The sequence below is a fragment of the Sphingomonas sp. OV641 genome, assembly GCF_900109205.1.
Taxonomy (GTDB): Bacteria; Pseudomonadota; Alphaproteobacteria; order Sphingomonadales; family Sphingomonadaceae; genus Sphingomonas.
Genome location: NZ_FNZB01000001.1, coordinates 1,205,411 through 1,229,830, shown reverse-complemented (window position 1 = coordinate 1,229,830; position 24,420 = coordinate 1,205,411). Strand labels below are relative to the sequence as shown.

The 24,420-nt window shown below is 65.8% G+C and carries 30 protein-coding genes; 22 read left to right on the top strand and 8 right to left on the bottom strand.

The genetic code is table 11. From position 1 onward, the window contains the following. The first annotated feature begins 43 nt into the window (after positions 1–43). Positions 44–760: a ribonuclease PH gene (gene rph, locus BMX36_RS05720; RefSeq protein ID WP_066781807.1), complete on the top strand. Its 717-nt coding sequence runs from the start codon at positions 44–46 to the stop codon at positions 758–760. Then, a complete protein-coding gene (gene rdgB, locus BMX36_RS05715; RefSeq protein ID WP_093063964.1) occupies positions 757–1,383 on the top strand; it encodes an RdgB/HAM1 family non-canonical purine NTP pyrophosphatase in 627 nt (208 codons plus the stop codon). The genes rph and rdgB overlap by 4 nt, the downstream gene beginning before the upstream one ends. 37 nt (positions 1,384–1,420) lie before the next feature. On the opposite strand, the gene BMX36_RS05710 is transcribed toward rdgB, so the two are convergent. Next, positions 1,421–1,975: a CAP family protein gene (locus BMX36_RS05710; RefSeq protein ID WP_371262809.1), complete on the bottom strand. Its 555-nt coding sequence runs from the start codon at positions 1,973–1,975 to the stop codon at positions 1,421–1,423. Between the two features lie 21 nt (positions 1,976–1,996). Here BMX36_RS05710 and hemW point away from each other — a divergent pair, with 21 nt between their 5' ends. Next, positions 1,997–3,154 (top strand): radical SAM family heme chaperone HemW, encoded by a 1,158-nt coding sequence (gene hemW / locus BMX36_RS05705; protein ID WP_093063962.1) that lies wholly within the window; start codon positions 1,997–1,999, stop codon positions 3,152–3,154. Positions 3,155–3,160: 6 nt separating this feature from the next. Here the strand turns inward: hemW and BMX36_RS21625 are convergent, their stop codons facing one another. Further along, a complete protein-coding gene (locus tag BMX36_RS21625; RefSeq protein WP_177179032.1) occupies positions 3,161–3,331 on the bottom strand; it encodes a hypothetical protein in 171 nt (56 codons plus the stop codon). A gap of 125 nt (positions 3,332–3,456) precedes the next feature. On the opposite strand from BMX36_RS21625, the gene BMX36_RS05700 reads away from it, so the two are divergent. The 8 genes from BMX36_RS05700 (at position 3,457) to BMX36_RS05665 (ending at position 11,140) form a co-directional block, all read left to right on the top strand. Beyond that, a complete protein-coding gene (locus BMX36_RS05700) occupies positions 3,457–4,989 on the top strand; it encodes a CoA-acylating methylmalonate-semialdehyde dehydrogenase (RefSeq protein WP_093063961.1) in 1,533 nt (510 codons plus the stop codon). A 5-nt stretch (positions 4,990–4,994) separates the two neighbouring features. After that, positions 4,995–5,486, top strand: coding sequence for a hypothetical protein (locus BMX36_RS05695; protein ID WP_143058518.1), 492 nt, complete (start codon positions 4,995–4,997; stop codon positions 5,484–5,486). Further along, a complete protein-coding gene (gene purU, locus BMX36_RS05690; protein WP_093065271.1) occupies positions 5,486–6,322 on the top strand; it encodes a formyltetrahydrofolate deformylase in 837 nt (278 codons plus the stop codon). Before BMX36_RS05695 ends, purU begins: the two co-directional genes overlap by 1 nt. Before the next feature lie 9 nt (positions 6,323–6,331). Further along, positions 6,332–7,495 carry an acyl-CoA dehydrogenase family protein gene (locus BMX36_RS05685; RefSeq protein WP_093063959.1) on the top strand — a complete coding sequence of 388 codons (1,164 nt, stop codon included), beginning with the start codon at positions 6,332–6,334 and terminating at the stop codon, positions 7,493–7,495. A 215-nt stretch (positions 7,496–7,710) separates the two neighbouring features. After that, positions 7,711–8,754, top strand: a complete 1,044-nt coding sequence (locus tag BMX36_RS05680) for an enoyl-CoA hydratase/isomerase family protein (protein ID WP_093063958.1) — start codon at positions 7,711–7,713, stop codon at positions 8,752–8,754. 54 nt (positions 8,755–8,808) lie between these two features. Beyond that, on the top strand, positions 8,809–9,591 hold the full coding sequence (locus tag BMX36_RS05675) for an enoyl-CoA hydratase-related protein (RefSeq protein WP_066781786.1): 783 nt from the start codon (positions 8,809–8,811) through the stop codon (positions 9,589–9,591). A gap of 167 nt (positions 9,592–9,758) precedes the next feature. Continuing rightward, complete coding sequence (gene mmsB / locus BMX36_RS05670) at positions 9,759–10,685, top strand: 3-hydroxyisobutyrate dehydrogenase (RefSeq protein ID WP_371262858.1); 927 nt, start codon at positions 9,759–9,761, stop codon at positions 10,683–10,685. Then, positions 10,682–11,140, top strand: a complete 459-nt coding sequence (locus BMX36_RS05665; protein ID WP_066777443.1) for a GreA/GreB family elongation factor — start codon at positions 10,682–10,684, stop codon at positions 11,138–11,140. Before mmsB ends, BMX36_RS05665 begins: the two co-directional genes overlap by 4 nt. Here the strand turns inward: BMX36_RS05665 and BMX36_RS05660 are convergent. Both BMX36_RS05660 and BMX36_RS05655 read right to left on the bottom strand, forming a co-directional pair. Continuing rightward, positions 11,127–12,071, bottom strand: a complete 945-nt coding sequence (locus tag BMX36_RS05660; protein WP_066777446.1) for a cation efflux transmembrane domain-containing protein — start codon at positions 12,069–12,071, stop codon at positions 11,127–11,129. The genes BMX36_RS05665 and BMX36_RS05660 overlap by 14 nt on opposite strands. Then, positions 12,068–12,505, bottom strand: a complete 438-nt coding sequence (locus BMX36_RS05655) for a type 2 periplasmic-binding domain-containing protein (protein ID WP_143058517.1) — start codon at positions 12,503–12,505, stop codon at positions 12,068–12,070. The genes BMX36_RS05660 and BMX36_RS05655 overlap by 4 nt, the downstream gene beginning before the upstream one ends. 99 nt (positions 12,506–12,604) lie before the next feature. Between BMX36_RS05655 and BMX36_RS05650 the strand changes: the two genes are divergently transcribed. Together BMX36_RS05650 and alr are read left to right on the top strand one after the other, a co-directional pair. Continuing rightward, a complete protein-coding gene (locus tag BMX36_RS05650; RefSeq protein WP_093063954.1) occupies positions 12,605–13,054 on the top strand; it encodes a DUF3597 domain-containing protein in 450 nt (149 codons plus the stop codon). Between the two features lie 86 nt (positions 13,055–13,140). Beyond that, positions 13,141–14,169: an alanine racemase gene (alr, locus tag BMX36_RS05645; protein ID WP_093063953.1), complete on the top strand. Its 1,029-nt coding sequence runs from the start codon at positions 13,141–13,143 to the stop codon at positions 14,167–14,169. Here alr and BMX36_RS05640 read toward each other — a convergent pair whose 3' ends face one another. Beyond that, a complete protein-coding gene (locus BMX36_RS05640; RefSeq protein ID WP_371262808.1) occupies positions 14,170–14,916 on the bottom strand; it encodes an alpha/beta hydrolase in 747 nt (248 codons plus the stop codon). Between the two features lie 318 nt (positions 14,917–15,234). On the opposite strand from BMX36_RS05640, the gene phaR reads away from it, so the two are divergent. Then, positions 15,235–15,777 (top strand): polyhydroxyalkanoate synthesis repressor PhaR, encoded by a 543-nt coding sequence (gene phaR, locus BMX36_RS05635; RefSeq protein WP_066777457.1) that lies wholly within the window; start codon positions 15,235–15,237, stop codon positions 15,775–15,777. A 63-nt stretch (positions 15,778–15,840) separates the two neighbouring features. On the opposite strand, the gene map is transcribed toward phaR, so the two are convergent. Continuing rightward, positions 15,841–16,620 carry a type I methionyl aminopeptidase gene (gene map / locus BMX36_RS05630; protein ID WP_093063951.1) on the bottom strand — a complete coding sequence of 260 codons (780 nt, stop codon included), beginning with the start codon at positions 16,618–16,620 and terminating at the stop codon, positions 15,841–15,843. Positions 16,621–16,633: 13 nt separating this feature from the next. Continuing rightward, complete coding sequence (locus BMX36_RS05625; protein WP_093063950.1) at positions 16,634–17,443, bottom strand: class I SAM-dependent methyltransferase; 810 nt, start codon at positions 17,441–17,443, stop codon at positions 16,634–16,636. Positions 17,444–17,493: 50 nt separating this feature from the next. Between BMX36_RS05625 and BMX36_RS05620 the strand changes: the two genes are divergently transcribed. The 8 genes from BMX36_RS05620 (at position 17,494) to BMX36_RS05585 (ending at position 23,627) form a co-directional block, all read left to right on the top strand. Further along, positions 17,494–17,685: a hypothetical protein gene (locus tag BMX36_RS05620; protein WP_066777466.1), complete on the top strand. Its 192-nt coding sequence runs from the start codon at positions 17,494–17,496 to the stop codon at positions 17,683–17,685. A 98-nt stretch (positions 17,686–17,783) separates the two neighbouring features. Continuing rightward, positions 17,784–18,401: a CatB-related O-acetyltransferase gene (locus BMX36_RS22295; RefSeq protein WP_269450376.1), complete on the top strand. Its 618-nt coding sequence runs from the start codon at positions 17,784–17,786 to the stop codon at positions 18,399–18,401. Then, on the top strand, positions 18,398–19,273 hold the full coding sequence (locus tag BMX36_RS05610) for a glycosyltransferase family 2 protein (RefSeq protein WP_256210673.1): 876 nt from the start codon (positions 18,398–18,400) through the stop codon (positions 19,271–19,273). Before BMX36_RS22295 ends, BMX36_RS05610 begins: the two co-directional genes overlap by 4 nt. Further along, positions 19,270–20,190 (top strand): glycosyltransferase family 2 protein, encoded by a 921-nt coding sequence (locus BMX36_RS05605; RefSeq protein WP_093063949.1) that lies wholly within the window; start codon positions 19,270–19,272, stop codon positions 20,188–20,190. The genes BMX36_RS05610 and BMX36_RS05605 overlap by 4 nt, the downstream gene beginning before the upstream one ends. Positions 20,191–20,433: 243 nt before the next feature. Then, positions 20,434–20,862 carry a hypothetical protein gene (locus BMX36_RS05600; RefSeq protein ID WP_093063948.1) on the top strand — a complete coding sequence of 143 codons (429 nt, stop codon included), beginning with the start codon at positions 20,434–20,436 and terminating at the stop codon, positions 20,860–20,862. Positions 20,863–21,024: 162 nt separating this feature from the next. Continuing rightward, on the top strand, positions 21,025–21,630 hold the full coding sequence (locus BMX36_RS05595; protein ID WP_066775352.1) for an SRPBCC family protein: 606 nt from the start codon (positions 21,025–21,027) through the stop codon (positions 21,628–21,630). Then, entirely contained in the window at positions 21,630–22,826 is a 1,197-nt protein-coding gene (locus BMX36_RS05590) for a zinc-dependent alcohol dehydrogenase (RefSeq protein ID WP_093063947.1), read from the top strand. The genes BMX36_RS05595 and BMX36_RS05590 overlap by 1 nt, the downstream gene beginning before the upstream one ends. A 12-nt stretch (positions 22,827–22,838) precedes the next feature. After that, entirely contained in the window at positions 22,839–23,627 is a 789-nt protein-coding gene (locus tag BMX36_RS05585; RefSeq protein WP_093063946.1) for an SDR family NAD(P)-dependent oxidoreductase, read from the top strand. A gap of 63 nt (positions 23,628–23,690) precedes the next feature. On the opposite strand, the gene BMX36_RS05580 is transcribed toward BMX36_RS05585, so the two are convergent. Continuing rightward, the gene (locus BMX36_RS05580) at positions 23,691–24,359 is read right to left on the bottom strand and encodes a CerR family C-terminal domain-containing protein (protein WP_177179031.1); all 669 of its coding nucleotides are present in this window, start codon (positions 24,357–24,359) and stop codon (positions 23,691–23,693) included. Positions 24,360–24,420: the final 61 nt, after the last annotated feature.

The following is a 24,420-nucleotide window of genomic DNA, read 5'->3' as shown; positions in this document are numbered from 1 at the left end:
GCTGCTTCAGGTTCCGGGCGAGCGGCTTCAGGAGTTGTCCCAAATGCGTCCCAGCGGCCGTGCGCCTGATCAGATGCGCGCCATCACCATCCAGCCGAACTTCACCCGTCACGCCGAGGGATCGGTGCTGATCGGCTTCGGCGACACGCGCGTGCTCGTCACCGCCAGCGTTGAGGAGCGGGTGCCCCCGTTCCTGCGCGGCAAGGGGCAGGGCTGGGTCACCGCCGAATATGGCATGCTGCCCCGCGCCACGCACACCCGCGGCAGCCGCGAAGCGGCCAAGGGCAAGCAATCCGGTCGTACCCAGGAAATCCAGCGGCTGATCGGCCGGTCGCTGCGCGCGGTCACCGACATGACGGCGCTGGGTGAGCGGCAGATCGTGCTCGATTGCGACGTGATCCAGGCGGACGGCGGCACACGCACCGCATCGATCTCCGGCGCTTGGGTCGCGTTGCGACTGGCGGTCAATGGCCTGATGAAGGCCGGCAAGATCGAAAAGGATCCGATCTCGCAGAAGGTGGCGGCGGTAAGCTGCGGCATCTTCAAGGGGAATCCGGTGCTCGACCTCGATTACGACGAGGATTCGAACGCGGACGCGGACGCCAATTTCGTGCTGCTCGAAAATGGTCACATTGCGGAGGCGCAGGCGACGGCCGAGCACGCGACCTATGATGAGGAGGCGCTGCTGCGGCTGCTCCGGCTGGCGCGCATCGGCTGCACCGAGATCTTCGCGGCGCAGGATCGGGCGGTCCGCGCATGAGCGGCGAGGGAAATGAGCCGCAGGCGATCCGCAAGCTGAAACCGGGCAGGCTGGTGATCGCCAGCCACAACCCCGGCAAGGTCCGCGAGATTGCCGCACTGCTCGACGGGCATGGCATCGAAGCGGTGTCGGCCAAGGAGCTGGACCTTCCCGAGCCCGAGGAGACCGGCACTACCTTCGTCATGAACGCCGAGCTGAAGGCGCGGGCGGCCGCCGACCTTTCCGGTCTTCCCGCACTTGCCGACGACAGCGGCCTCTGTGTCGAGGCGCTCGGCGGCGATCCGGGCATTTTCTCCGCGCGCTGGGCTGGGGAAGCCAAGGATTTCGACGAAGCGATGCGGCGGGTGAACGACAAGATCGCCGCGATCGATGACGCGTCCCGCGACGCCCATTTCATCTGCGCCCTCGCGCTTGCCTGGCCGGACGGGCACGTGGAATGGTTCGAAGGCCGGGTCGATGGCACGCTGGTTTGGCCTCCTCGCGGGGACAAGGGCTTCGGCTACGATCCCATGTTCCTGCCCGAGGGGCGCACCGAGACCTTCGGTGAAATGGATCAGGTCGAGAAGCATGCGATCAGCCATCGCGCCGACGCCTTCCGGCAGCTGGTCGCCGCGGTTTTCTGACGACGCTTGCGGTGGACGGGTGCGCTCGCCGCACCCGTCACAGCGTCCGTTCGCCCACCACATTGCCTGGAGGGCTGTACCGGCAGACCAGATAATCGTCCCGCCGGTTTGATGCGATCGCACAGCCGACGCGCGTCGTGTTGCGCCAGATCATCTGCGTGTAATGCGATACATCCTGCCATTTGCCGGTCCGGCTGAACGCGGGCGTGACGCCGTTCACGAAGTCGCGCCCCTCGGCCGCCCAATGGCCCAGCATCTCCTCGAACCGATAGGCGCTGCGCGTTCCGGTCCAGAGGTTTTCGCCCTGGCGGGTGGGACCATGAGGCTGCTCCGCATGGGCGAACCGCCGCGTTTGCGCCATTTCTTCGGCATAGGCGCGCGCGGAGGCGACCAGCGCCTCGTCCCATTGCAGCGGCGGCACGCCTGCTAGCGCACGTGCCCGGTTGTGCCCTTCCAGCATCACCTGGCGAAGCAAGGCGCCGCCGCGCGGTGCCGGCTTTTCCGTCAGCGTCTCCTCCACCACGCGCTCTGGCCCCTGCGCGCAGCCAGCTAGCAGAAGGGCGAGCGCGAGGAGGTGGCGTTGAAGCGTCATCGCCGCCATATCGGCGCGATCATGACTTCCGACAATGCTCTGGCCCTCTACGTCCATTGGCCGTTCTGCGTGTCCAAATGCCCGTACTGCGACTTCAACAGCCATGTGCGCGCAAGCGTCGACCAGGCGATCTGGCGCGAATCGCTGCTGGCCGATCTCGCGCATGAGGCATCGGTTCTGGCCGGGCGCAGGCTGACGTCGATCTTCTTCGGTGGCGGCACGCCTTCGCTGATGCCGCCCGAGACGGTCGCGGCGGTGTTGCAGGCGGCGGAGCGACACTGGGGTTTCGCGCCGGGCATTGAGATCACGCTGGAAGCCAACCCATCGTCCGTGGAATCCGCCTGTTTCGCCGATCTCGCCTCGGCCGGCGTGAACCGCGTCTCTTTGGGGCTGCAGGCGCTCGACAACAGTGCGCTTCATTTTCTCGGCCGGGCGCATGACGTGAGCGAGGGGCTGGCCGCTCTTGAGATTGCCCAGCGCGTGTTCCCGCGCGTCAGCTTTGATCTGATCTATGCCCGCCCTGGTCAGTCGCTCGACGCCTGGACCGCCGAGCTGAAGCAGGCACTGGCGTTCGGCACCGAGCATCTGTCGTTGTACCAGTTGACGATCGAGCCCGGAACGCGGTTCGCGACGGAAGCGGCCGCCGGTCGCCTTACCATTCCTGACGGGGATGCGGCAGCGGACCTGTTCGAGGCGACTCGCGCGATCACCGCTGCCGCCGGCCTACCTGCGTACGAGATCAGCAATCATGCCCGCCCCGGCGCGGAAAGCCGCCACAACCTCGCTTACTGGCGGTACCAGACCTATGCGGGTGTCGGGCCCGGGGCGCACGGCCGTCGCGGCGGGCTTGCCACCCTGCGCCGGAAGAAGCCGGAGAACTGGCTCGCCGCCGTCGCACGCAACGGCCACGGCATCGAAAGCGAGGAGCCGCTCGCCCCCGGCACCCAGGCCTCGGAAGCCTTGCTGATGGGGCTGCGATTGCGTGAGGGCGTCGATCTGGCGCGTATCGCGCGGCTGGCCGGCGGCATGGACACCCATGACCTCGTCGATGAACGTGCGATCGCGCGCCTCGCCGGATTGATCGAGCGAGATGGTGACCGCCTTCGTGTCACCGAGCAGGGGATGCTGCTGCTGGATGCAATCCTGCCGGAGGTGGTGCGGGTCGGGGTGCCGGCCTGAGCGCGCTTATATGCCCCACCAGAACAGGACCATCGTGACCAGAGCGATCGCGACGAAGATGAGGTGGCGCCCGCCCTCCGGATCACGCTCCGGCTGATCCACGAAGATCGCCGGATCGTCCGGATGTGGCATGCCCGGCGGTCGTTCACGTTCCGGCGGCCAGGGTTGGTCGGTCATCGTGCACCTCCGATGGGCTACGGCTTCGGCGTATGGGCGGCCAAGGTCAACACTATGTGCGGCGTGGGTTGTGGCAACGAACGGCTGGCGGCTAAAGGCGCTGGCCAGAGTAACGGAGAGGCATCATGCGCGTCATCGATCATCACATCGTCGGCCATCAGGGCATGGCGGGCGGGCGTGTGTCCGATGTTTACGATCCGAACACCGGCCAGGTGCAGGCGCAGGTCCGGCTCGGGAGCCAGGCTGAGCTAGACCGTGCCGTCGCCGCCGCCGAGGCCGCGCAGCCCGGCTGGGCCGCCACCAACCCGCAGCGCCGCGCCCGGGTCATGTTCGCGTTCAAGGCGCTGGTCGAAGCGAACATGGACGAACTCGCACGCCTGCTCTCGTCCGAGCATGGCAAGGTCATCGCCGACGCGAAGGGCGATATCCAGCGCGGTCTTGAGGTCGTGGAGTTCGCCTGCGGCATTCCGCACGTGCTGAAGGGCGAATATACCCAGGGCGCCGGCCCCGGCATCGACGTCTATTCGATGCGCCAGCCGATCGGCATCGGCGCCGGCATCACGCCGTTCAACTTCCCGGCGATGATCCCGCTCTGGATGGGCGCGGTGGCGACGGCCTGCGGCAACGCCTTCATCCTCAAGCCTTCCGAACGCGATCCCAGCGTACCGGTGCGCCTCGCCGAACTGATGCGCGAGGCGGGAATGCCCGAGGGCATCTTCCAGGTCGTTCATGGCGACAAGGAGATGGTCGACGCGATCCTCGACCATCCGGCGATCGGCGCGGTCAGCTTTGTCGGCAGCAGCGACATCGCGCACTACGTCTACAATCGCGGCGTCGCGGCGGGGAAGCGCGTCCAGGCGATGGGCGGCGCCAAGAACCACGGCATCGTCATGCCCGATGCCGATCTCGACCAGGTCGTCGCTGACCTTTCCGGCGCCGCCTTCGGCTCGGCCGGCGAACGCTGCATGGCGCTGCCCGTGGTGGTGCCGGTGGGGGACAAGACCGCCGACGCGCTGCGCGAGAAGCTGCTACCCGCGATCGAGGCTCTGCGCGTCGGAGTCTCCACCGATGCGGAGGCGCATTACGGCCCGGTCATCAACGCCGCGCACAAGGCCCGGGTCGAGCAGTGGATCCAGACCGGCGTGGACGAGGGCGCGGAACTCGTCGTCGACGGCCGTGGCTTCAAACTGCAGGGACACGAGAATGGCTTCTTCGTCGGTCCGTCGCTGTTCGATCGCGTCACGCCGCAGATGAAGAGCTATCAGGAGGAGATCTTCGGCCCCGTCCTCCAGATCGTCCGCGCGCCCGATTTCGAGACCGCTGTGCGCCTGCCGAGCGATCATCAGTACGGCAATGGCGTCGCGATCTTCACCCGCAACGGCCATGCCGCGCGTGAATTCGGCGCGCGTGTCAACGTCGGCATGGTCGGCATCAACGTGCCGATCCCGGTGCCGGTCGCCTATCACACCTTCGGCGGCTGGAAGCGCTCCGCCTTTGGCGACACCAACCAGCATGGCATGGAAGGCGTGAAGTTCTGGACCAAGGTGAAGACCATCACCCAGCGCTGGCCGGACGGATCGGGCGACCTGCCGCGCGGCAGCGAGGATGGCGGGCCCAGCCGCATCCAGGACGCCTTTGTCATCCCGACAATGGGATGAGCGACATGGCCGTGAGGAAAATGCTTGCCCTGACCGCTGGTCTTCTGCTCGCGGGGTGCCAGGCCCCGACGCCCGAGCAGAAGAACCAAGTGGACGATGGCTCCGCTGCCGCGCTCAACACCATCAACGCAATCGAGCCTGCGCCGGAGAATGACAGCGCGCAGATCGCCGATCGCAGCGGGATCATTGCGGACAAGCATATTCCCCCGGCCTTCCTCGGCCGCTGGGGGCTCGTGCCGGCCGATTGCACCTCCACGGCGGGGGACAACAAGGGGCTCATGACGGTCGCGCCCGATCGCCTGAGCTTTTACGAATCGCGCGCCACGATCACCAGGCTCGAAGGCGTTTCCTCCACCGAGCTGCGCGCGACGCTCGCCTTCTCCGGTGAAGGGCAGCAATGGACTGAGGATACCCCCCTGACGCTTGAAGAGAACGGCAACGTCCTGACCCGCGTCGCAGATGGCCAGACGCTGCGCTACACGCGGTGCGCCGCCTGATGGCCGAGCGTCCCTGGATCCTCACCTTCTCTTGCCAGGACCGTGGCGGGATCGTTGCGGCAGTCACCGGGCGTGTGGCGCACGCGGGCGGCTTCATCCTCGACAGTCAGCAATATGCCGATCTCGAAACCGGCCGCTTTTTCATGCGGCTGGTGTTTACCGGCCCGGCGCTCCACGACGCGCTGGCCGAGGTGGCGGTGCAGTTCGGCCTCGATTGGACGCTGGTGCCTGCCGATCATCGCCCCAAGGTGGTGATTGCCTGTTCCACCACCTCGCATTGCCTGAATGATCTGCTGCACCGCTGGTCGATCGGCGCGCTTCCGATCGATCCGGTGGCGGTGGTCTCGAATCACGAAACGCTGCGCGGTCTTGCCGAATGGCACAATGTGCCGTTCCACCATCTCCCCGTCTCCTCGGCCAATCGCGCGGAGCAGGAGCGCGCGTTGCTGGAGGTGGTGGAGGATAGCGGCGCCGAGCTGCTGGTGCTTGCCCGCTACATGCAGGTGCTCTCGCCCGACCTGGTCGCCGCCGTCGAGGGGCGCTGCGTCAATATCCACCACAGCTTCCTGCCCAGCTTCAAGGGCGCCAAGCCCTATCATCAGGCGCATGCGCGCGGGGTGAAGCTGATCGGGGCGACCGCCCATTTCGTCACCACCGCGCTCGACGAGGGGCCGATCATCGAACAGGCCGCCGAGCGGGTCGATCACCGCGCCACCGTGGAGGAGTTCATCGCCATCGGCCGCGATATCGAGGCGCAGGTGCTGGCCCGTGCGGTGCGCTGGATCGCCGAGCGCCGCGTGCTCGCCAATGGTGCGCGCACCGTCGTCTTTCGCTAGAGCGCTGCCATGACTGACCAGTTCGACCTTACACCGCAATTCGATCTTACCGGCGACCAGCGCGAGATCCAGGAACTCGCGCGCCGCTTCACCGCCGACCGCATCACGCCCTTCGCGGCGGAGTGGGACGAAAAGCACATCTTCCCGCGCGACACGATCAAGGCCGCCGCCGAGCTTGGCTTCGCCGCCATTTACGTCAGCGAGGAGAGCGGCGGGATCAATCTCGGCCGGCTCGAGGCGGCGCTGATCATGGAGGCGATGGCTTATGGTTGCCCCGCCACCAGCGCCTTTATCTCGATCCACAACATGGCCTCGTGGATGATTGACCGCTTCGCTTCGGACGATCTCAAGGGCCGCTACCTCCCCGATCTCGTCACCATGGACAAGATGGCGAGCTATTGCCTGACCGAGCCTGGCTCGGGCTCCGACGCGGCGGCGCTGAAGACCACCGCACGCCTCGAAGGTGACCATTACATCGTCAATGGCACCAAGCAGTTTATTTCGGGCGCTGGCGAGAACGAGGTGTACGTCACCATGGTCCGCACCGGCGCGGAAGGGCCGAAGGGCATCTCCTGCCTGGTGATCGACAAGGACATGCCCGGCGTCTCGTTCGGCGCCAATGAACGCAAGCTCGGCTGGCACGCCCAGCCCACCCGGCAGGTGCTGTTCGACAATGTGAAGGTGCCGGTCGCCAACCGCGTCGGCGGCGAGGGGGAGGGCTTCCGCTTCGCGATGATGGGCCTCGACGGCGGCCGCCTCAACATCGGCGCCTGCTCGCTCGGCGGCGCCCAGCGCTGTCTGGACGAGGCGATCGCCTATACCAAGGATCGCCAGCAGTTCGGCAAGCCCGTTGCGGACTTCCAGAACACCCAGTTCACCCTCGCTGACATGGATACCGAGCTTCAGGCCGCGCGCTACCTGCTCTACGTCGCCGCCGCCAAGGTGACGGCGAACGCCCCCGACAAGACGCGCTTCGCCGCCATGGCCAAGCGGCTCGCCACCGATACCGGCTCGTCCGTCGTCGACCGCGCGCTTCAGCTGCACGGCGGCTATGGCTATCTGATGGACTATCCGATCGAACGCTTCTGGCGCGACCTGCGCGTGCATTCGATCCTGGAAGGCACCAACCAGGTGATGCGCATGATCGTGGGCCGCGAGCTGACGCGCCAGTGAATAGTGCCTGTCCCTCGCCCCTCCGCCGGAGAGGAGAGGGATGCGAAGACTTGGCAGCTCGCTGCCTAGTCGAAGCTGGGAGAGGGGTGGGCGGTTCGGCACGAACCGCGCGAGCCGGTGGCTCGCTCGACCCCGCTCCCAACCTTCGCTAGGCAGCCTTGCTGCCAAGCTGCGGTATCCCTCTCCCCTGTCCAGGGGTGAGGGAGGGAGAGATCATGACCCAAGACCTTATCGTCACCACCGAAGGCCCAATCGGCCGCATTCGGCTGAACCGTCCCAAGGCGATCCACGCGCTCACCACCGCGATGTGCGAAGGCGTGCTCGACGCGCTGGAGGCATGGCGCGGCGATGATGCGATCCGCGTGATCATCATCGACCATGCCGAAGGCCGCGGCTTCTGTGCCGGCGGCGACATCCGCATGCTCGCGGAAAGCGGGGCAAAGGACGGCGCCGAGGCAAGGGCCTTTTTCCACACCGAATATCGCATGAACCACCGGCTGTTCACCTACGCCAAGGATACGGTGGCGTTCATGGACGGCATCACCATGGGCGGGGGAGTCGGTCTGTCGCAGCCGTGCCGCTATCGCGTGGCGACCGAGAACACGAAGTTCGCCATGCCCGAAACCGGCATCGGCCTGTTCCCTGATGTCGGCGGTGGCTGGTATCTCTCGCGTCTGCCGGGGCGGGTCGGGCAATATCTCGCGCTGACGGGGCACCGCCTCGATGGTGCGGAGACCTTCGCGCTGGGGCTCGCCACGCATTATCTGTCGGCCGGGATGGTTGAGGAGGCTAAGCGCCGCATCGGCGACGATCCGTTCGCCATCAGGGCAATGCTTGAAGATCTGTCGGGTGAACCCGGCCCGGCCAGGCTGCTCGATCAGCGCGAAGCGATTGACCGCTTGTTCGCCTCTGACCGGCTGGAGGACATTTACGACGCGTTGCAGGCGGATGTTAGCGACTTCGCCCGCGAGACGCTGGCGACACTCAAGACCAAATCGCCGCAGACGATGAAGGTCAGCCTGAAGCTTCTGCTCGACGGCAAGGCCATGCCGACCTTCGAGGACGAGATGCGCCAGGAATATGCCGTCGGCGCTCGAGTGGTGCAGCGTCACGACTTCCTAGAGGGCGTGCGCGCGGTGATCGTCGACAAGGACAATGCGCCGCGCTGGAATCCGGCAACGCCGGAGGGCGTCAGCGATCACGTGATCGACCAGATCTTTGCGCCTTTGCCGGACCATGAGGCTTGGACCCCTGCCTGATCAACAACATACCGTTCCGCCGGATCAACGCCGCGGCGACCAAGGGAGAGACCAATGACCGATTACGCCAACATCCTTGTCGAACAGCGCGGCGCCGTCACGCTCGTCACGCTGAACCGTCCGCAGTCGCTGAACGCGCTGAACAGCGACGTGCTCGCCGATCTCTCCGCGGCCTTCGGTGCCTATGACAAGGATCCGGGTCAGCGCTGCCTCGTGCTGACCGGCGCGGGCGAAAAGGCGTTCGCCGCCGGTGCCGACATCAAGCAGATGTATGAGATGCAGGCGGCCGATTTCTTCCTGCAGGATTTCTTTGCCGGCTGGCAGACCGGCGTGGTCGCCACGCGCAAGCCGTGGATTGCGGCGGTCAACGGCTTCGCGCTGGGCGGCGGGTGCGAACTCGCGATGATGGCGGACTTCATCTACGCCGCGGATACGGCCAAGTTCGGCCAGCCCGAGATCAAGCTGGGTGTCGCGCCGGGCATGGGCGGCTCGCAGCGACTGACCCGCGCGATCGGCAAGGCCAAGGCGATGGAAATGTGCCTCACCGGGCGCATGATGGACGCCGCCGAAGCGGAACGCTCGGGGCTCGTCGCCAAGGTCGTGCCGCTCGCCTCGCTCCTCGAAGAGACGCTGAAGACTGCCGACCTGATTGCCTCGATGCCGCCAATGGCCGCGATGGTGAACAAGGAGATGGTCAACACCGCCTTCGAGACGAACCTCGCGCAAGGCATCCTGACCGAGCGGCGGCTGTTCCAGATCCTGACCGCCACCGAGGACAAGGCCGAGGGCATGTCCGCCTTTATCGAGAAGCGCCAGGGCGCCTGGAAGGGGCGGTAGGTTCAACATGCCCTCTCCCTTGAGGGAGAGGGTTGCGAAGACTTAGGCTCGGACAGCCTTAGTCGTAGCTGGGAGAGGGTGATGCGGTTCGGCACGAACCGCGCGAGCCTGAGGCTCGCTCCACCCCTCTCCCAACCTTCGCTAGGCGGCTGCGCCGCCAAGCTGCGATATCCCTCTCCCCTGTCCAGGGGCGAGGGCGGGAGATTAAAATGGCACGCGTCGCATTCATCGGTCTGGGCAATATGGGCGGGGGCATGGCGGCGAACCTCGCCAAGGCGGGGCATGACGTGCGCGCCTTCGACCTCAGCCCCGAGGCGCTCGAACGCGCGAAAAAGGCTGGATGCCTGCCAGTGGCCAGCGCCGCCGAGGCGGTGGATGGCGCCGAGGCGATCGTGACCATGCTGCCCGCCGGCGCGCATGTCGCCAGCGTCTATGCCGAAGCGGTATTCCCCAATGCGGCGCCGTCGGCAATCCTGATAGATTGCTCGACGATCGACGTCGCCACCGCGCGGCAACTGGCGCAGGATGCGGCCGCCAAGGGGCTGGAGGCGGTCGACGCGCCAGTTTCCGGCGGGATTGCGGCGGCAAACAGCGGGGCACTGACCTTCATGGTCGGCGGCACCGAAACAGGGTTCGCGCTGGCGCAGCCTTATCTCGACGCCATGGGCAAGGCGGTGATCCATGCCGGCACCAGCGGCGCCGGGCAGGCGGTGAAGATGTGCAACAACCTGATCCTCGGTGCGACGATGATCGCGACCTGCGAAGGGCTCGCGCTGGCGGAGAAGCTCGGTCTCGACCTCCAGGTGTTCTACGATATTGCCAGCAAGGCGACCGCGCAGAGCTGGTCGCTCAACACCTATTGTCCCGTTCCCGGTGTCGGCCCGGAAAGCCCGGCCGACCGCGATTATGAAGGCGGTTTCGCGACGGCATTGATGTTGAAGGACCTGCGACTGGCCATGGCGGCCGCGCATGAGGCCGGTGCGGATATCCCGATGGCGACCCGCGCCACCGAATTATACGATGCCTTCAACGATGCCGGCCATGGCGCCACCGACTTTTCCGGCATCATCAAGCGGTTTCAGGGCACGGCATGAGCGTCGCGTTTCGCCGTGACAGCGACGAGGAGCATCTCGAGCCCCGCTTCGAGTTGCCGCTGCCGTCCGGACCCAATCTGGTCACCCAGCGCGGCCTCGCCCTCATCGCAGAGCGGATCGCCGCGCTCGAGGCCGAGCAGGCGCATGCCGAGGAGCCGCGCGGCGAGGAGATCGCACGAGAGCTGCGCTACTGGAACACGCGCCGGATCACCGCCATTCTGGCGCCACCGCCGCCGGCAGACGAAGTGGCGTTCGGCTCGCGCGTCCGCTTTCGCCTGAACGGTGCGGAACGGGAAATCGCCATCGTCGGCGATGATGAGGCCGATCCGGCGCGCGGACTGATCGCCTTTTCGGCGCCGCTGCCGCGCGCGATGATGGGCGCAGCGGAAGGCGAGTTGGTGGCGTTCAACGGCCGCGCCGACGCGATCGAGATTCTCGGCGTCACGTCGATCTGAAAAGGCGCTGATGTCGATCGGCCTCCAGCGGCCGCTCCCTGAACGTCACCTGCGCCAGCCGCCACGCGCTCTCCCGGCCGCAAGGCCAAAGCTCCTCGCGCGAGGGCAGGGGGCTGGGCGGCGCGACGCCGTGTACCTCGACATGGATCAGGCGTCCTGCCTCTCGCATCAGGATCGCAGCACCAGGGAAACGGCGATCGAGCGCGGCGTGGAGGGCGGTCGCTTCTGCCGAGACCTCGGGCTTCTTCAGCGCGCGCGGCGCCCCGTCGATCAGCTCCGCGGCGGCGGATCGCATCGCCTTCCAGCCATCGTTGATGATGTCGAGCGAGATCAGTCCCGCCGCCACGGCATCCGCCCACCACCAGCCGAGCCCAAGGCCGATCACTCCGGCGATCCCGGCCGCGCCGGTAAGCCAGTTGGCCTTGTTCATCATCGCATTGGTGTACAGCAGCTTGTCGTTCAGCGTACGCGCCAGCGGCAGCAGCTTCACGCCGATCACCACCGGCGGGATCAGGGCGTAGAATTGCGCGGCCAGCATCAGCCAGCCGAGCCAGACGTCACGCCCGAACAGGCTGATCGAGCCCACCGTTGCATGCTCACCGGCGAACAGCGTCATCCCGGCGTTGATCAGCAGCAAGGCCCCCACCGCCGCCAGGGCCACGGCAGCGACGAAGAACCCCAGGCCGTTGGCGCGCGCAAAGCCGAAGGGAAAGCGTGCGCTCCTGGGCCGTTGCTCCAGTCGCGCGGCCACTAGGAACGCGATCGGGGGCACGAAGCCCAGCATGTCCTCGATCCAGGCCGTCTTCATCGTCTGGCTCTGCCCGAGCACCAGCCCCATCACGATGACGACCGTGGTGAACCAGCCGAGTTGATACCAGCTGAGCCGCTTGGCCCGGCGTAGCGCCTCCGCAGGCGTGCCGGCGGCGCTCAAGGTTGCTCCCCGGAGACACGCCGGCTCGCGCGCTCGACCTGCATGATCCAGCGGTTCTCGCCGTTCTTCATCAGCGCGCGCCATTCCACGCGTTCCTTGCCCTCTCCGATGTGGGTCAGCGCTGGCCCCGGTGCGACCAGCGTCTTCCACGGTGATCTTTTCGCCATGGGTGCGATGATCAGGTCCAGTCGGCCCGCGTCCAGATCGACGATCAGCGGTTCCAGCGCGCCCTGGCGCATGATTGGGCGTGCCGAATTTTGCTGCGCCAATGCTGCAACCAGCCTCTGCGCCTCCGGCACCAGTTTCGGATCGGTGATCCCGATCCTCAAAGTGCGGCTTTGCTGAATACGCTCGCTGCTATGTTCGGGATCGCGCGGCAACGCATCACACGCGCCGAGTATAAGGAGCAGAAGGCCGGCGATCCGTATGGTCATTTCGGGGGCTAAACGTCTCCACCCATTCCGCCGTTCCAAGGGCACAAAGCGGGTGATCTCGCGTTCTGCCGACCATCAGCCATAAACGGAGACATAGGCGTGAGCATCTTCGGCGCGATCAAAAAAGCCATCTTCGGCGACAAGGGCCCGCTAGGTGGCCAGTTCTCCGGCAAGTCCGCCCCCCAGGCGGCGCCTGCTCCCACCGCGACGCCAAAGGCGCCGCCGCCATCGGCACCCGCGGGACAGCCGGCACCCACGACGCCTGCGCAGGCGGCACCGGCAGCAGCACCGGTCGACGTGGAAAAGGTCTTGGCTGATCTTGCCGCGAAGAAGGGCGGTCCGGCCCTGAACTGGCGTACGTCGATCGTGGACCTGATGAAGCTGCTGGATATCGATTCCAGCCTGTCCAATCGAAAGGAGCTCGCCACCGAGCTCGGCTATACCGGCGAGAAGGACGGTTCGGCGGAAATGAACATCTGGCTGCACAAGGCAGTGATGCGCGAGCTGGAAAAGAACGGCGGTATCGTTCCCGCCGGCCTGAAGGACTAGGCCGCCGCGCTGCCTCCCGCCGCCGGTGTCGGGTGGCGGGAGGGCAATGGTAGCTTCCGCATGCGGTCGCCGCTATCCGCCTGCGGATGGATGCACCCAATCGATTGCGGCTGGACGGGGCCGCCCTCGTTGAGAACTGGCGGGCACTGGCCCGGATGAGCGGCGCGGCCGCTTGCGGCGCCGCTGTGAAGGCGGATGGTTATGGCCTAGGCGCGCCAGAAGTCGTCGCCCGGCTTGAGCAGGCGGGATGTCGCGATTTCTTCGTCGCCACCTGGGCAGAAGCTGCCGCACTCGCCCGCAAAGACCTTTCGATCTCGGTCTTGCATGGCCTCCGCGCTGCCGATTTGCCGGTCGCGGGCCAGCTTCCCGCCCGCCCCGTGCTGAACACGGTCGCTCAGGTACAGCGCTGGCGCGAGTGCGGTGCAGGACCGTGCGACATCATGGTGGATACCGGGATGAACCGGCTCGGCGTCTCGCCGGATGACATCGCCACCGGTCTGCTGGACGGGCTGCCCGTCGAAACGCTGATGAGCCATTTGGCGTCGGCGGAAGAGCAGGACGCGCCGATCAACCACCATCAGCGGGCCGCGCTTGACGCCATTGCCGTCCGCTCCGGCGCACGCCGGATCAGCCTTGCGAACTCCGCGGGGATCGCCCTTGGCAGCGACTATGCGTTCGATCTCACGCGCCCCGGAGTCGCGCTCTATGGCGGCGTGCCCTCCGCCGGATTGGCCGGCGTGATCCGCCCGGTGGTCACGATCGAGGCAGAAGTGCTGCAACGCCGTGCGGTGCCGACCGGTGGACGCGTCGGCTACAATCTTACCTGGACCGCGGAGCGGGACAGCATCGTTGCCGTCGTGAACCTTGGCTATGCCGATGGCTATCGACGCGCCTTTTCGGGCCGGGGGCTTGCCTATGTGGGGGAAACGGCCGTTCCCGTCATCGGCCGCGTCTCCATGGATCTCACCGCCGTGGACGTGACCGGTCTGGACGTTGGGGAAGGCGACTGGATCGCCTTCGACTCCGATCTGCCACATGCGTCGGCAGCGTCCGGCGTGTCGCAATACGAGCTGCTGACCGGTCTGGGCCGCCGTTTCGACCGGATCTGGGTCTGATCAGGGTATAGTCGCCAGCCAGTCGCGCAGCGGTTCCCACAGCTGTTCCTTTGCGCGGCTTCCGACGACCATCCCGACATGGCCAGCACCCAGATCGCGGCGATCGGGAAGGCCGATCGCCGTCGCGGCCGGGACGATCCGATCGCCCAGGGAGACGAACTCGACCGCCGGGCAGGTCAGATCAGCCGGATCGATCAGCCTCCCCGCCACGCGCCACGCGCGCGAGCCAGGCGCATCGGCCAGCAGAAGCTGCTCGAACAATTCGGTCCCCGCGGCATAGGTCAGGGGCGCGCCGCTGTTCGCCCAATCCTCCATGGCGATGAACATGGCTGCAGCCTCCGGAGCCATGGTGGCGAAGCTTTCGAACTTCGCGACCGTTCGGGCGGGGTCCAGCCGCCAGAAGCCGGTTTGCAGCACTTCCATCGGCACCAAACCGAGTTGCTCGCATCCCGGGCGGGCCGCTTCCCAAAGTGAGCCGATGTCGTCCCGCGCTTCGCCATAGCCCCGGAAGTGCCAAGGCGCGGCGATCGCCGCCACGCCGGCGCAATCGCCGGCGATCGCGGCAGCGATGCTCATCGTTCCGCCCAGGCAATAGCCGACCAGCACCGGCGGTTCGTCGAACTGTTGCATCGCCGGGATCAGCACGCGCTCGATATGACCGTTGATGCTCAGGTCGCCGTCTCCGGGCGTCGGCTCTCCCCAGTCGAGCAACCACGCATGAAAGCCCTGCTCGGCGATCCACCGCATCAGCGATCGGCCGGGCATCAGATCAAGAATGAACGGCGGGTTGATCAGCGATGGGATGAACAGCACGGGCCGTCCCCGGCCACCATAGTCGCGCAGCCGCGCGTGGCCCAGGCGACGTACCGCTTTTGCCATACGCCGTTTGGTCCGCGGCGCTTCCTGATAGCGGCGCAATCCCGCCAGGGCCGTGACCATTCTGGATGGCGATGCTGCAGTTTCGTTGCGCAGCATGTCCAGGAACAAGGGGAGTGGCCTTGGGCCGTGTTGCGGTGCCATAACAGATGCTGTAGCGCAGTAAGACGTCATGAGCGGGGCATCGCGATGAAAAAACAGCACAGCGGAGAGGGCGCGATCATCATCAAGAAATACGCCAATCGCCGTCTCTACAATACCGAAAGTTCGTCATACATCACCCTCGAACATCTCGCCGCGATGACTCGCGAGGGGCGGGAGTTCAAGGTTGTCGATGCCAAGACCGACGAAGACATCACGCATAATATCCTTACACAGATCATCATGGAAGAGGAGGGGCGGGGGGAACAACCCATGCTGCCGGTCAACTTCCTGCGGCAATTGATCGCAATGTATGGTGATTCGATGCAGGCGATGGTGCCTGGCTATCTGGAAGCGTCGATGGACAGCTTCCGTCGCAATCAGGCGCAGTTTAAATCTGCGGTCGAAGGGGCCTTCGCCGGTTCGCCCTTCGCGGAGATGGCAAAGCGCAACATGGCCATGTTCGAAGCGGCCACCAGCGCCTTCAAGCCGGCAACGCCGCCGCCCGCCGCCAGCAAGGACGATGAGATCGCGGCGCTGAAGGCGGAACTGGCCAGTCTGCAGGACAAGGTGAACAAGCTCGCCGGCTGAACGTCCGGGTTTTCGAAGAGCGCGCCGGATCTTGCCCGCGCGCGCCTTCGATCCTCGCCGGGATCAGGCGTGGGCGGCGGCCAGCGGACGCTCGTCGACGCGCAGGGTCAACACCTCCACCCCGTCGCTCGTCACGGCCACCGTATGTTCGAACTGGGCCGAAAGCTTCCGGTCGTTCGTCACCACCGTCCAGCCGTCATCCTCGGTTGATACCTTGCGGCTTCCCTGATTGATCATCGGCTCGATGGTAAAGGTCATGCCCTCGCGCAGCACCGTTCCCGTGCCCGGCCGCCCAAAGTTCAGCACCTGCGGGTCTTCGTGCATCTCGCGGCCGATGCCATGGCCGCAGAACTCCCGCACGACGGAATAGCCGTTCTTCTTGGCATGGCGCTCAATGGCGGCGCCGATATCGCCCAGCCGTGCGCCCGGCCGAACCTGCCGAATGCCCTTCCACATCGCTTCCTGCGCCACGCGGACCAGCCGGCGCGCCGCGGGCGGCGGGTTGCCCACCAGATAGGTCTTGCTGGAATCGGCAATGAAGCCGTTTTTCTCCAGTGTGATGTCCAGATTGATGATGTCCCCGTCGCGGATGATCTCATCCGCATCGGGGACGCCATGGCACACCACATGGTTGATCGAGCAGTTCAGGACATAGGCAAAGCCATATTGCCCCTTGCTGGCCGGCCGCGCGCCCAGATCCATGGTGATGAACCGCTCGACCAGGTCGTTGACGGCAAGCGTCGACATTCCCGCGAGCTGCTGCCCGTCGAGCATCTCGAACACGGACGCCAGCAACCTGCCGGATTCGCGCATCAGGGCGAGTTCTTCGGTTGTCTTCACCATGGCCTTCAGCCTCTTACTTCGCCTTTACGAACTTCAGCGTGAAGCGGTCGCTTTCGCCGATTGCTGCATATTTGCTGCGGTCCACGTCCTTCAGGCGGAAGGTTGGCGGCAGCGTCCACACACCCTCAGGATGATCGTGGGTGTCCTTGGCATTGGCGTTCACTTCGCTTTCGCTCGCCAGCTTGAACCCGGCCGCCTCCGCCAGTCGCACCACCGTTGACCGTTTGATGTAGCCGCTCTTCTTCTCGAGCGCCGTGTCCATCGCTTCCGGCAGGCGATGATCCACCACGCCCAGCGTCCCGCCGGGCTTCAGCATTGCATGAAAGGCGGCGAAGGCGCGTCCGGCAACCGCCGGATCGTCGTTCATCAGCAGATTGTGGACATTGCGAAACGTCAGCACCACGTCCGCGCTGCCGGCCGGAACCGTGCTCGTCCCGCTCGCCCCGTCGATGGTCGCCACGGTGGTCGTGCCGAACCATGCCTGCTTGTCCGCCAGCATCTTTTCCGTGCCGGCCACGCCGCGCGCATTCACCAGCGCGACATAGCGTCCTTTGCCCTTCACCAGCGGCGCGAGAATTTCGGTGTACCAGCCGCCCCCTGGGCTGAACTCCACCACCGTGTCCGTCGGCTTCACACCGAAAAACGCCAGCGTTTCCGCCGGATGCCGGAACTCGTCGCGCTGGCGGTTGACGTCGCTGCGCTGAGCGCTCTGCACCGCGGTCCTGATTTCGGGAGAAGCCTGCACCTGCTGGTGCGATTCATGCTGGGCGGTCGCTGCCGTCGCGGTCGCGAGCAACAAGGTCGCAATGCCGATCGTGCGCATTATCTCTCTCCCTCGAACAGGTTCATGGCGTCGGGTTTGGAGGCAGAAGAATGGCAACGCAAGCGGTGCTGCTCGGGGCGGCAGCATCCTGCGGGGTGGCCGCAGCGGGAGCGGCCTGGCGCGACAGCCGGCGCACCCGGCGGCACGATCCCGACGCCGTCGGGTTGATCGATTGGCGAACCGTCCAGTTGGCCGCGATCGCGGCGGCGTTGATCCTCGGCGCCCTCGCCATCCGGGCGTGAAACTGGCTCCGTTTCGAATGCTTTAGCCGACCCACTCTGGCCGCTTCCGCTATTGTTGGCGGCAGGAAAGGCAGGCGGGGGCGGCAATGTTGGGGCTGGTGTCACGGGCCATCGAACGTGCGCGGATCTGGCGCTGGCAGCGGGATCCGTTCGGAAGCCTTGCGCTGCGACAATGGTTTCGGGATCGCCACCGCATTGACGTCGGCCTCTACAGCTATGGCTGCTTTGACCAGTGGCGCATGCCGGGGCCGCTGATCGTCGGCCGATATTGCTCCATCGCCAAAACGGCGCGATCCGCGCCGATCAATCATCCGGTGGAGGCGATCACCACCCATCCGGCCCTGTACGAACGCAAATTCGGGGTGGTGGATGCCGACATCCATTATGATGATCCGCAGGTCATCGAGGATGATGTCTGGATCGGGCACCACGCCATCATCCTTCCGGGGTGTCGCCGGATCGGGCGCGGAAGCATTATCGGTGCCGGGGCGATCGTGACCCGTGACGTGCCGCGCTACGCCGTGGTGGCCGGCAATCCCGCGCGAGTCCTGCGCGAACGCTTTCCCCGCGACGTGCAGGCCGCCCTTGAACAAAGCCGCTGGTGGGAACTCGACCTCGCCGGCCTTCGCGCGCTCGTTCGGGACAATCCCGCGCTCGCCTTTCACCCCACTACTGGCCTGCTGCGCCAATGGCGCGGCCTTGCCGCGGCGGCATGACGATCATGGTCGACGTCAGCATCATCATCCCACACTTCAGTGATCTTGCCGGGTTGGATCGCTGCCTCACGGCCCTCGCGGCGCAGACGGTGCCGCGCAGCCGGTACGAGATCGTGGTGGGCGACAATCTCAGCCCCTGCGGCGGCGCCATGGTGCGTAGCGCGATTGCGGGGAGGGCACGGCTGGTGTTCGCCACCGACAAGGGCGCCGGCCCCGCGCGCAATGCGGCGGCGGCCGTCGCACGCGGGCGCATTTTTGCCTTCACGGACGCGGATTGCGTGCCGGAACCGGGCTGGCTGGCAGCGGGCCTTGCCCATCTTGACGATCATGACGTGGTTGGGGGCGCGATGACCCTCCTCTTCACGCCAGGCACGAAGTCCGGCGCGGAGGCCTATGAGGCGGTCTTCGCCTTCAACAATCGCCGCTATGTGGAACGGGAGGGATTTTCCGTTACCGCGAACCTTTTCTGCCGGCGCGACGTGTATCTCGCGACCGGGCCGTTCCGCGTGGGCATGTCGGAGGACCGCGATTGGTGCCTGCGTGCACGCGCCCTTGGCTATCGTCTCGGCTATGCTCAGGATGCAGTGGTGGCGCACCCGGCGCGGACCGACTGGCGCTCCTTGCTGGTGAAGTGGCGGCGCCTCAATGCGGAACTGTACGCCAATATGATGATGAGTCCCGCAGGTCGTCTTCGCTGGTTGGCAGCGACGGCGGCGATGCCGCTCTCCATCCTGGTTCACCTGCCACGGATCATCGCCAGCCCCGCGCTCGCCAATGCTCGTGAGCGCCGCCGTGGTGCGGCGACGCTGGCACGCCTTCGCCTTTGGCGCTTTGCCGACGGGCTGCTGCGTTTGATGGGGGCGCACGCTTGACCAGCCTTGCGGTGTGCATCGTCTCGTTCCGCGATCCCGCGCTGATCGCCCATTGCCTCGATGCCGTGGCGCAATCCACCTTTGAAGCCTTTGAGGTGGTCATCTGCGAAAACGGCGGGCCGGACGCGCGCCAGCGGCTCCGTGACACGCTGCCGTCGACACTCGCGGGCGGGCAGGCCGTCACGCTGCTTCGGCAGGAAGAGAACCTCGGATATGCTGGCGGGGTCAACGCCTGCATGGCCGCGCGGTCCGACGTGGACGGCTGGTGGATCCTGAACCCTGACACTCGGCCAGACCCGGGCGCGCTTCAGGCGCTGGTGGACCGCCTGGATCTCGGGGACTGCGATGCGGTCGGCGGCGTCCTCTACCACCCTGATGGGCGCGTACAGGCCTATGGTGGCCACTGGAATCCCTGGCTCGCGCGCGCCAGTTCCATCGGGCTGGGAGAGCCGCTCACGACCCGGATCGAGCCGCGCCGGGTAGAGGCCCGGATGAACTATCTGCTGGGCGCGTGCATGTTGGTCGGCCGCCGGTTCCTTGAGGCGACCGGTCCGATGCGCGACGATTACTTTCTCTACGCCGAGGAGGTTGAATGGTGTCTCCGCGCACGATCTCGGGGCTTGCGTCTGGGCTTCGCGCCTGATGCGCGGATCTGCCACGGGCAGGGCGGTACGACCGGCTCGGCCGCCGACATTCACCAGCGGCCGCTGCTGCCGATCTATCTTGATGAACGCAACAAGCTCCACGTGGTGCGCGATACGACTCCCGCTCGCCTGGCGGTCGCGATCCCCTTTGCCCTGTTGCTGACATGGGCGCGGTTCGGCCGGCGTCGCGCAAAGCGGCAATGGAAGGATGCGATGGCTGGCTGGTGGGCAGGGGTCTGCAACGAGCGCGGTATGCCCCGCTGGCTGTCGTGACCTTCGGCCGCACGGATCGGGGCCCCTCCGGACGATCCATTACTCCCCACCGGCGATCATTCATACCAGCCGGTATGAAATCTGTTGACGGTTCTTCATCTGCTCTCTATACCGCCTGGTACACAAACCGGGTGTCCGCTGAAGACCTTCCGCGCCGCTCGTAACTTGAAAACCAGCTTTCCCTGGGCGGGCCGCGATGCGTGCGGATCGGTCAGTGATCGCGTGCGGCCAGAGGGGATCGACATGGCATATATGAATTTCGACACGCTGGACGCCGGCCTGCCCCCGCCCGCCGCGCTGATTGCCCCCGCCGAAGAGCCGGTCCTTACCGCAAAGGACAGGGCCAATGCGGCGGCTGCGCGGCTCAGCGCCCTCGAATGGTCGGTTGTCGCGCTGGCGCGGCGTGACACTCTTTCGTCGCTGCGGGTGCCAGGGCGTCTGTCCAGCGCGATGGCCTCGCTGTTCCGGCAGAACAATCCGCGGCTCGCCGATGATCGGCTGGAGGCGCTCCGCCGCATGGCCGTCCTCGCGTGGCACCACAGCTTCCAGGTTCCCGTCAGCGAGCTGCGCGCCTTTTTCGCGGCCGGCTTCACGGTCGGCCAGTATGAAACCATGATGGCGAGTATCTCGGCTTCGACGAGCCGCGATCGCGCTCGCCGCCGCCGGCTTTGATCGGGAGCCTGGCAGGTCGTGCGCCCGGCCTCGGATGCCAGCCCGATCATCAGGGCATCAGCAGGGGCAAAGATTCTCCCGATAATAACGCAACTTGCGCTCACATGATCGGAACGCGCAGCTGACACGCGACGTTGTCAGGCCATTCACCAGGAGGATGAGATGGCCGAGACGATCGACCCTGTGCGCGCAGATGATGCGCCGCTCTCCACGTCAAAACACGGGTCTGCCGCAGTTGATGCCGCGACCCAGACTTATGGTTCGCCCGAACAGGGCGATGCGGATCAGCTGGTCGGCCGAACGGTCACGATCAATCGCCCGCGCGCCGAGCTCTACGCCTTCTGGCGAGACTTCACCAACTTGCCGAGCTTCATGGACAATGTGGAGCGTATCGAGATTCTCGACGATCGCCGGTCTCACTGGACGGTGAAGGCGCCCGGCGGTGGCCATGTCGAGTGGATCGCGCGGATCACCGATGAGCGCGAAGGCGAGTATATCGCCTGGGCCTCCGAGGAGGGGGCGGACGTGCCGAACAGCGGCCGTATCGAGTTCCGCGACGCGCAGGCCGATCGCGGCACCATCGTCACCGCCACCATCCTTTATGATCCGCCCGCCGGCATCATCGGCAAGGTGATCGCCAAGATGTTCCAGCGGGAGCCGGCCATTCAGGCCCGTCGCGACCTGCGTCGCTTCAAGCAGCTCATGGAAACCGGCGAAGTCGCCACTGGCGCGCGCAATCGCCGCCTTCTGGAAGAGGGGAAGAACTGATGCGAGCGCTTACCTGGCACGGCAAGCATGACGTCCGCGTCGATACGGTGGACGATCCGGAGATCCTCAACCCCCGCGACGCCATCATCAAGATCACATCCACCGCGATCTGCGGCTCCGACCTTCACCTCTACGATGGCTATATTCCCACCATGCAGTCGGGCGACATCCTCGGCCATGAATTCATGGGCGAAGTGGTCGAGGTGGGCGCCAAGTCCACGCTGAAGAAGGGCCAGCGGGTCGTCGTGCCGTTCACGATCTCCTGCGGCTCCTGCTATCATTGCGGAAAGCAGCAATATTCCGCGTGCGACAATGGCTTGCCGGCGGACAATCAGGACATTGCCCAGACGCTCTACGGCCAGCCCATGTCCGGGCTGTTCGGGTACAGCCACATGACGGGCGGCTATTCGGGCGGTCAGGCGGAATATGTCCGCGTGCCCTTCAGCGATGTCGGCCCGATCGTCATCCCGGATGGGGTGGAGGACGAAAAGGTGCTGTTCCTGTCCGACATTCTGCCCACCGGCTGGATGGCGGCGGAGAATGCGGAGATCGAGCCCGGCGATACCGTCGCGGTGTGGGGCTGCGGGCCGGTCGGGCTATTTGCCGTTCAATCGGCCTTCCTGATGGGCGCCGAGCGCGTCATCGCGATCGACCATTTCCCCCGCCGACTGGAACTGGCGCGCAGGTTCGGCGCGGAGACCATCAACTTCGAGGAAAGCGCCACCTATGAGGCGCTGATGGAGATGACCGGTGGCATCGGCCCTGACGCGTGCATCGATGCGGTCGGCCTGGAGGCACACGGCCTGTTCGTCGACAATGTCATCGATCAGATCAAGGCGTCCACGTTCCTGGGAACCGATCGGCCCCACTCGATCCGTCAGGCGATCCTCGCCTGCCGCAAGGGCGGCCGTGTGTCGATGCCAGCGGTCTACGGCGGGTTCGTCGACAAATTCCCGCTCGGCGCCTTCATGGAGAAGGGGCTGACGATGAAGACCGGTCAGACCCATGTGCAGCATTACCTGCCGGGCCTGCTGAACGCGATCATGGAAGACAAGATCGATACGACCTTCCTGATCAGCCACACCCTGCCGCTTGAAAATGCACCGGACGGCTATCGCATCTTTCATGACAAGCAGAACGAAGTGACCAAGGTCGTGTTGAAGCCCGGCCTCGAGCGCGTCGAACTCGATATTTGAGGAGAGACGGACATGGCTGGCAAACTCGGCATCGTAACGGGTGCATCCACCGGTATCGGCTTCGAACTCGCGACGATCGCGGCGCGGGAGGGCTATGACCTGATCGTCGTCGCCGATGAGCCGCTGATCGAGGCGGCGGCGCGGGATTTCGAACAATTCGGGACCGAGGTTCAGGCGGTCGAGGCGGACCTTTCCACCATCGACGGCGTGGACCGGGTGCTCGCCGCCGCCGGCGATCGCCGCATCGAACTGCTCTGCGCCAATGCGGCGATCAGCAAGGGCGGTCCGTTCCTGGACGAGAGCGTCGCCGACTGGCGGCATTCGGTCGACACTAACGTCACCGGCACCGTGTATCTGCTGCAGAGGGTGCTGCGCGACATGGTGGCGCGCAACTCGGGCAAGGTGCTCGTGACGGGGTCGATCGTCGGCTATATCCCCGGCAGCTTCAACGCCATCTACAATGCCACCAAGGCGTTCATCGACAACTTTACCGAAGCGCTGCGCAACGAGCTGAAGGACGTGGACGGGGTCACGCTGACAACGCTCATGCCGGGTGCGACCGAGACGGAATTCTTCGCCCGCGCCGACATGCTCGACACCTCGGTCGGCCAGAGCAAGAAGGCCGATCCGGAAAAGGTCGCAAAGGACGGCTGGGATGCGCTGATCGCCGGCAAGGGACACATCGTGTCCGGCCTTGGCAACAAGCTTCAGGTGCTGGCGTCGGGGATCGTGCCGCAATCGACGCTTGCCGAACTGCACCGTGGCATGGCGGAGCCGGGATCGGGCGATAGCAAGGAATGACGTAGGCGATGGCGTCCGCTCCCATTGGCAGGGGCGGGCGCCGTCATTCCCACGGTCAGCCGCTTATAGCGCGTCGATGCGCTCGCCCAGTCGGTCCAGCATGGCGCTGACCAGCGGCTCGTCGATCGAAGCCCAGCCGCCAAAATCAAGCGCGACCCGGCGCGAGGTGCTGAACGCGCTGAAGCTCGACAGGAGCAGCAGCGCTTCCAGCTTGTCCTCTTCTTCGATTGTTTCACGCGCCCGCGCCGCCGCGACGAGCGCCGCGATCAGGGCCAGGCCCGGCTTCCAAAGGTCGCGGTAAAGCAGGTCGTGCGCCAGGCCGGTGCCGTTCATTTCTCTGATCATGAACGTCAGCCAGGCATCGTCGCCCGCTGAATCGAGCAGCATGGCCGCAAGCGTTGCCATCACTCGCTTCAGGGCGGCGCGGGCGACGTCGGGCTCCTTCGGCAGCCGTACGTCGCTTGCATCGGCACCAGGCCGCATCCGCTCGCGATATCGTTCCACGACAGTCTCGGCGCAGGCGCGGTACAGCCCCTCCTTGCCCCCGAAATGATAAGCGATGCCGGGCAGCGCCACACCCGTCCGCGCGGCGATGTCGCGCGTGCTCGTCGCCTCGAAGCCGTTGTTCCCGAACAGTGCAAGCGCGCTCTCGATCAGCCGCTGCCGCGTCTCCGCGCTGCTGCGATACGGCCCGCGCGGGCTGCTCTTCCGGGGCGTCGGACCATTGCTCACGCGCGCGGGCATAGAAGAGGCGGGGCTTGCGGAACAGCCCGTGTACACATAAACCAACTTC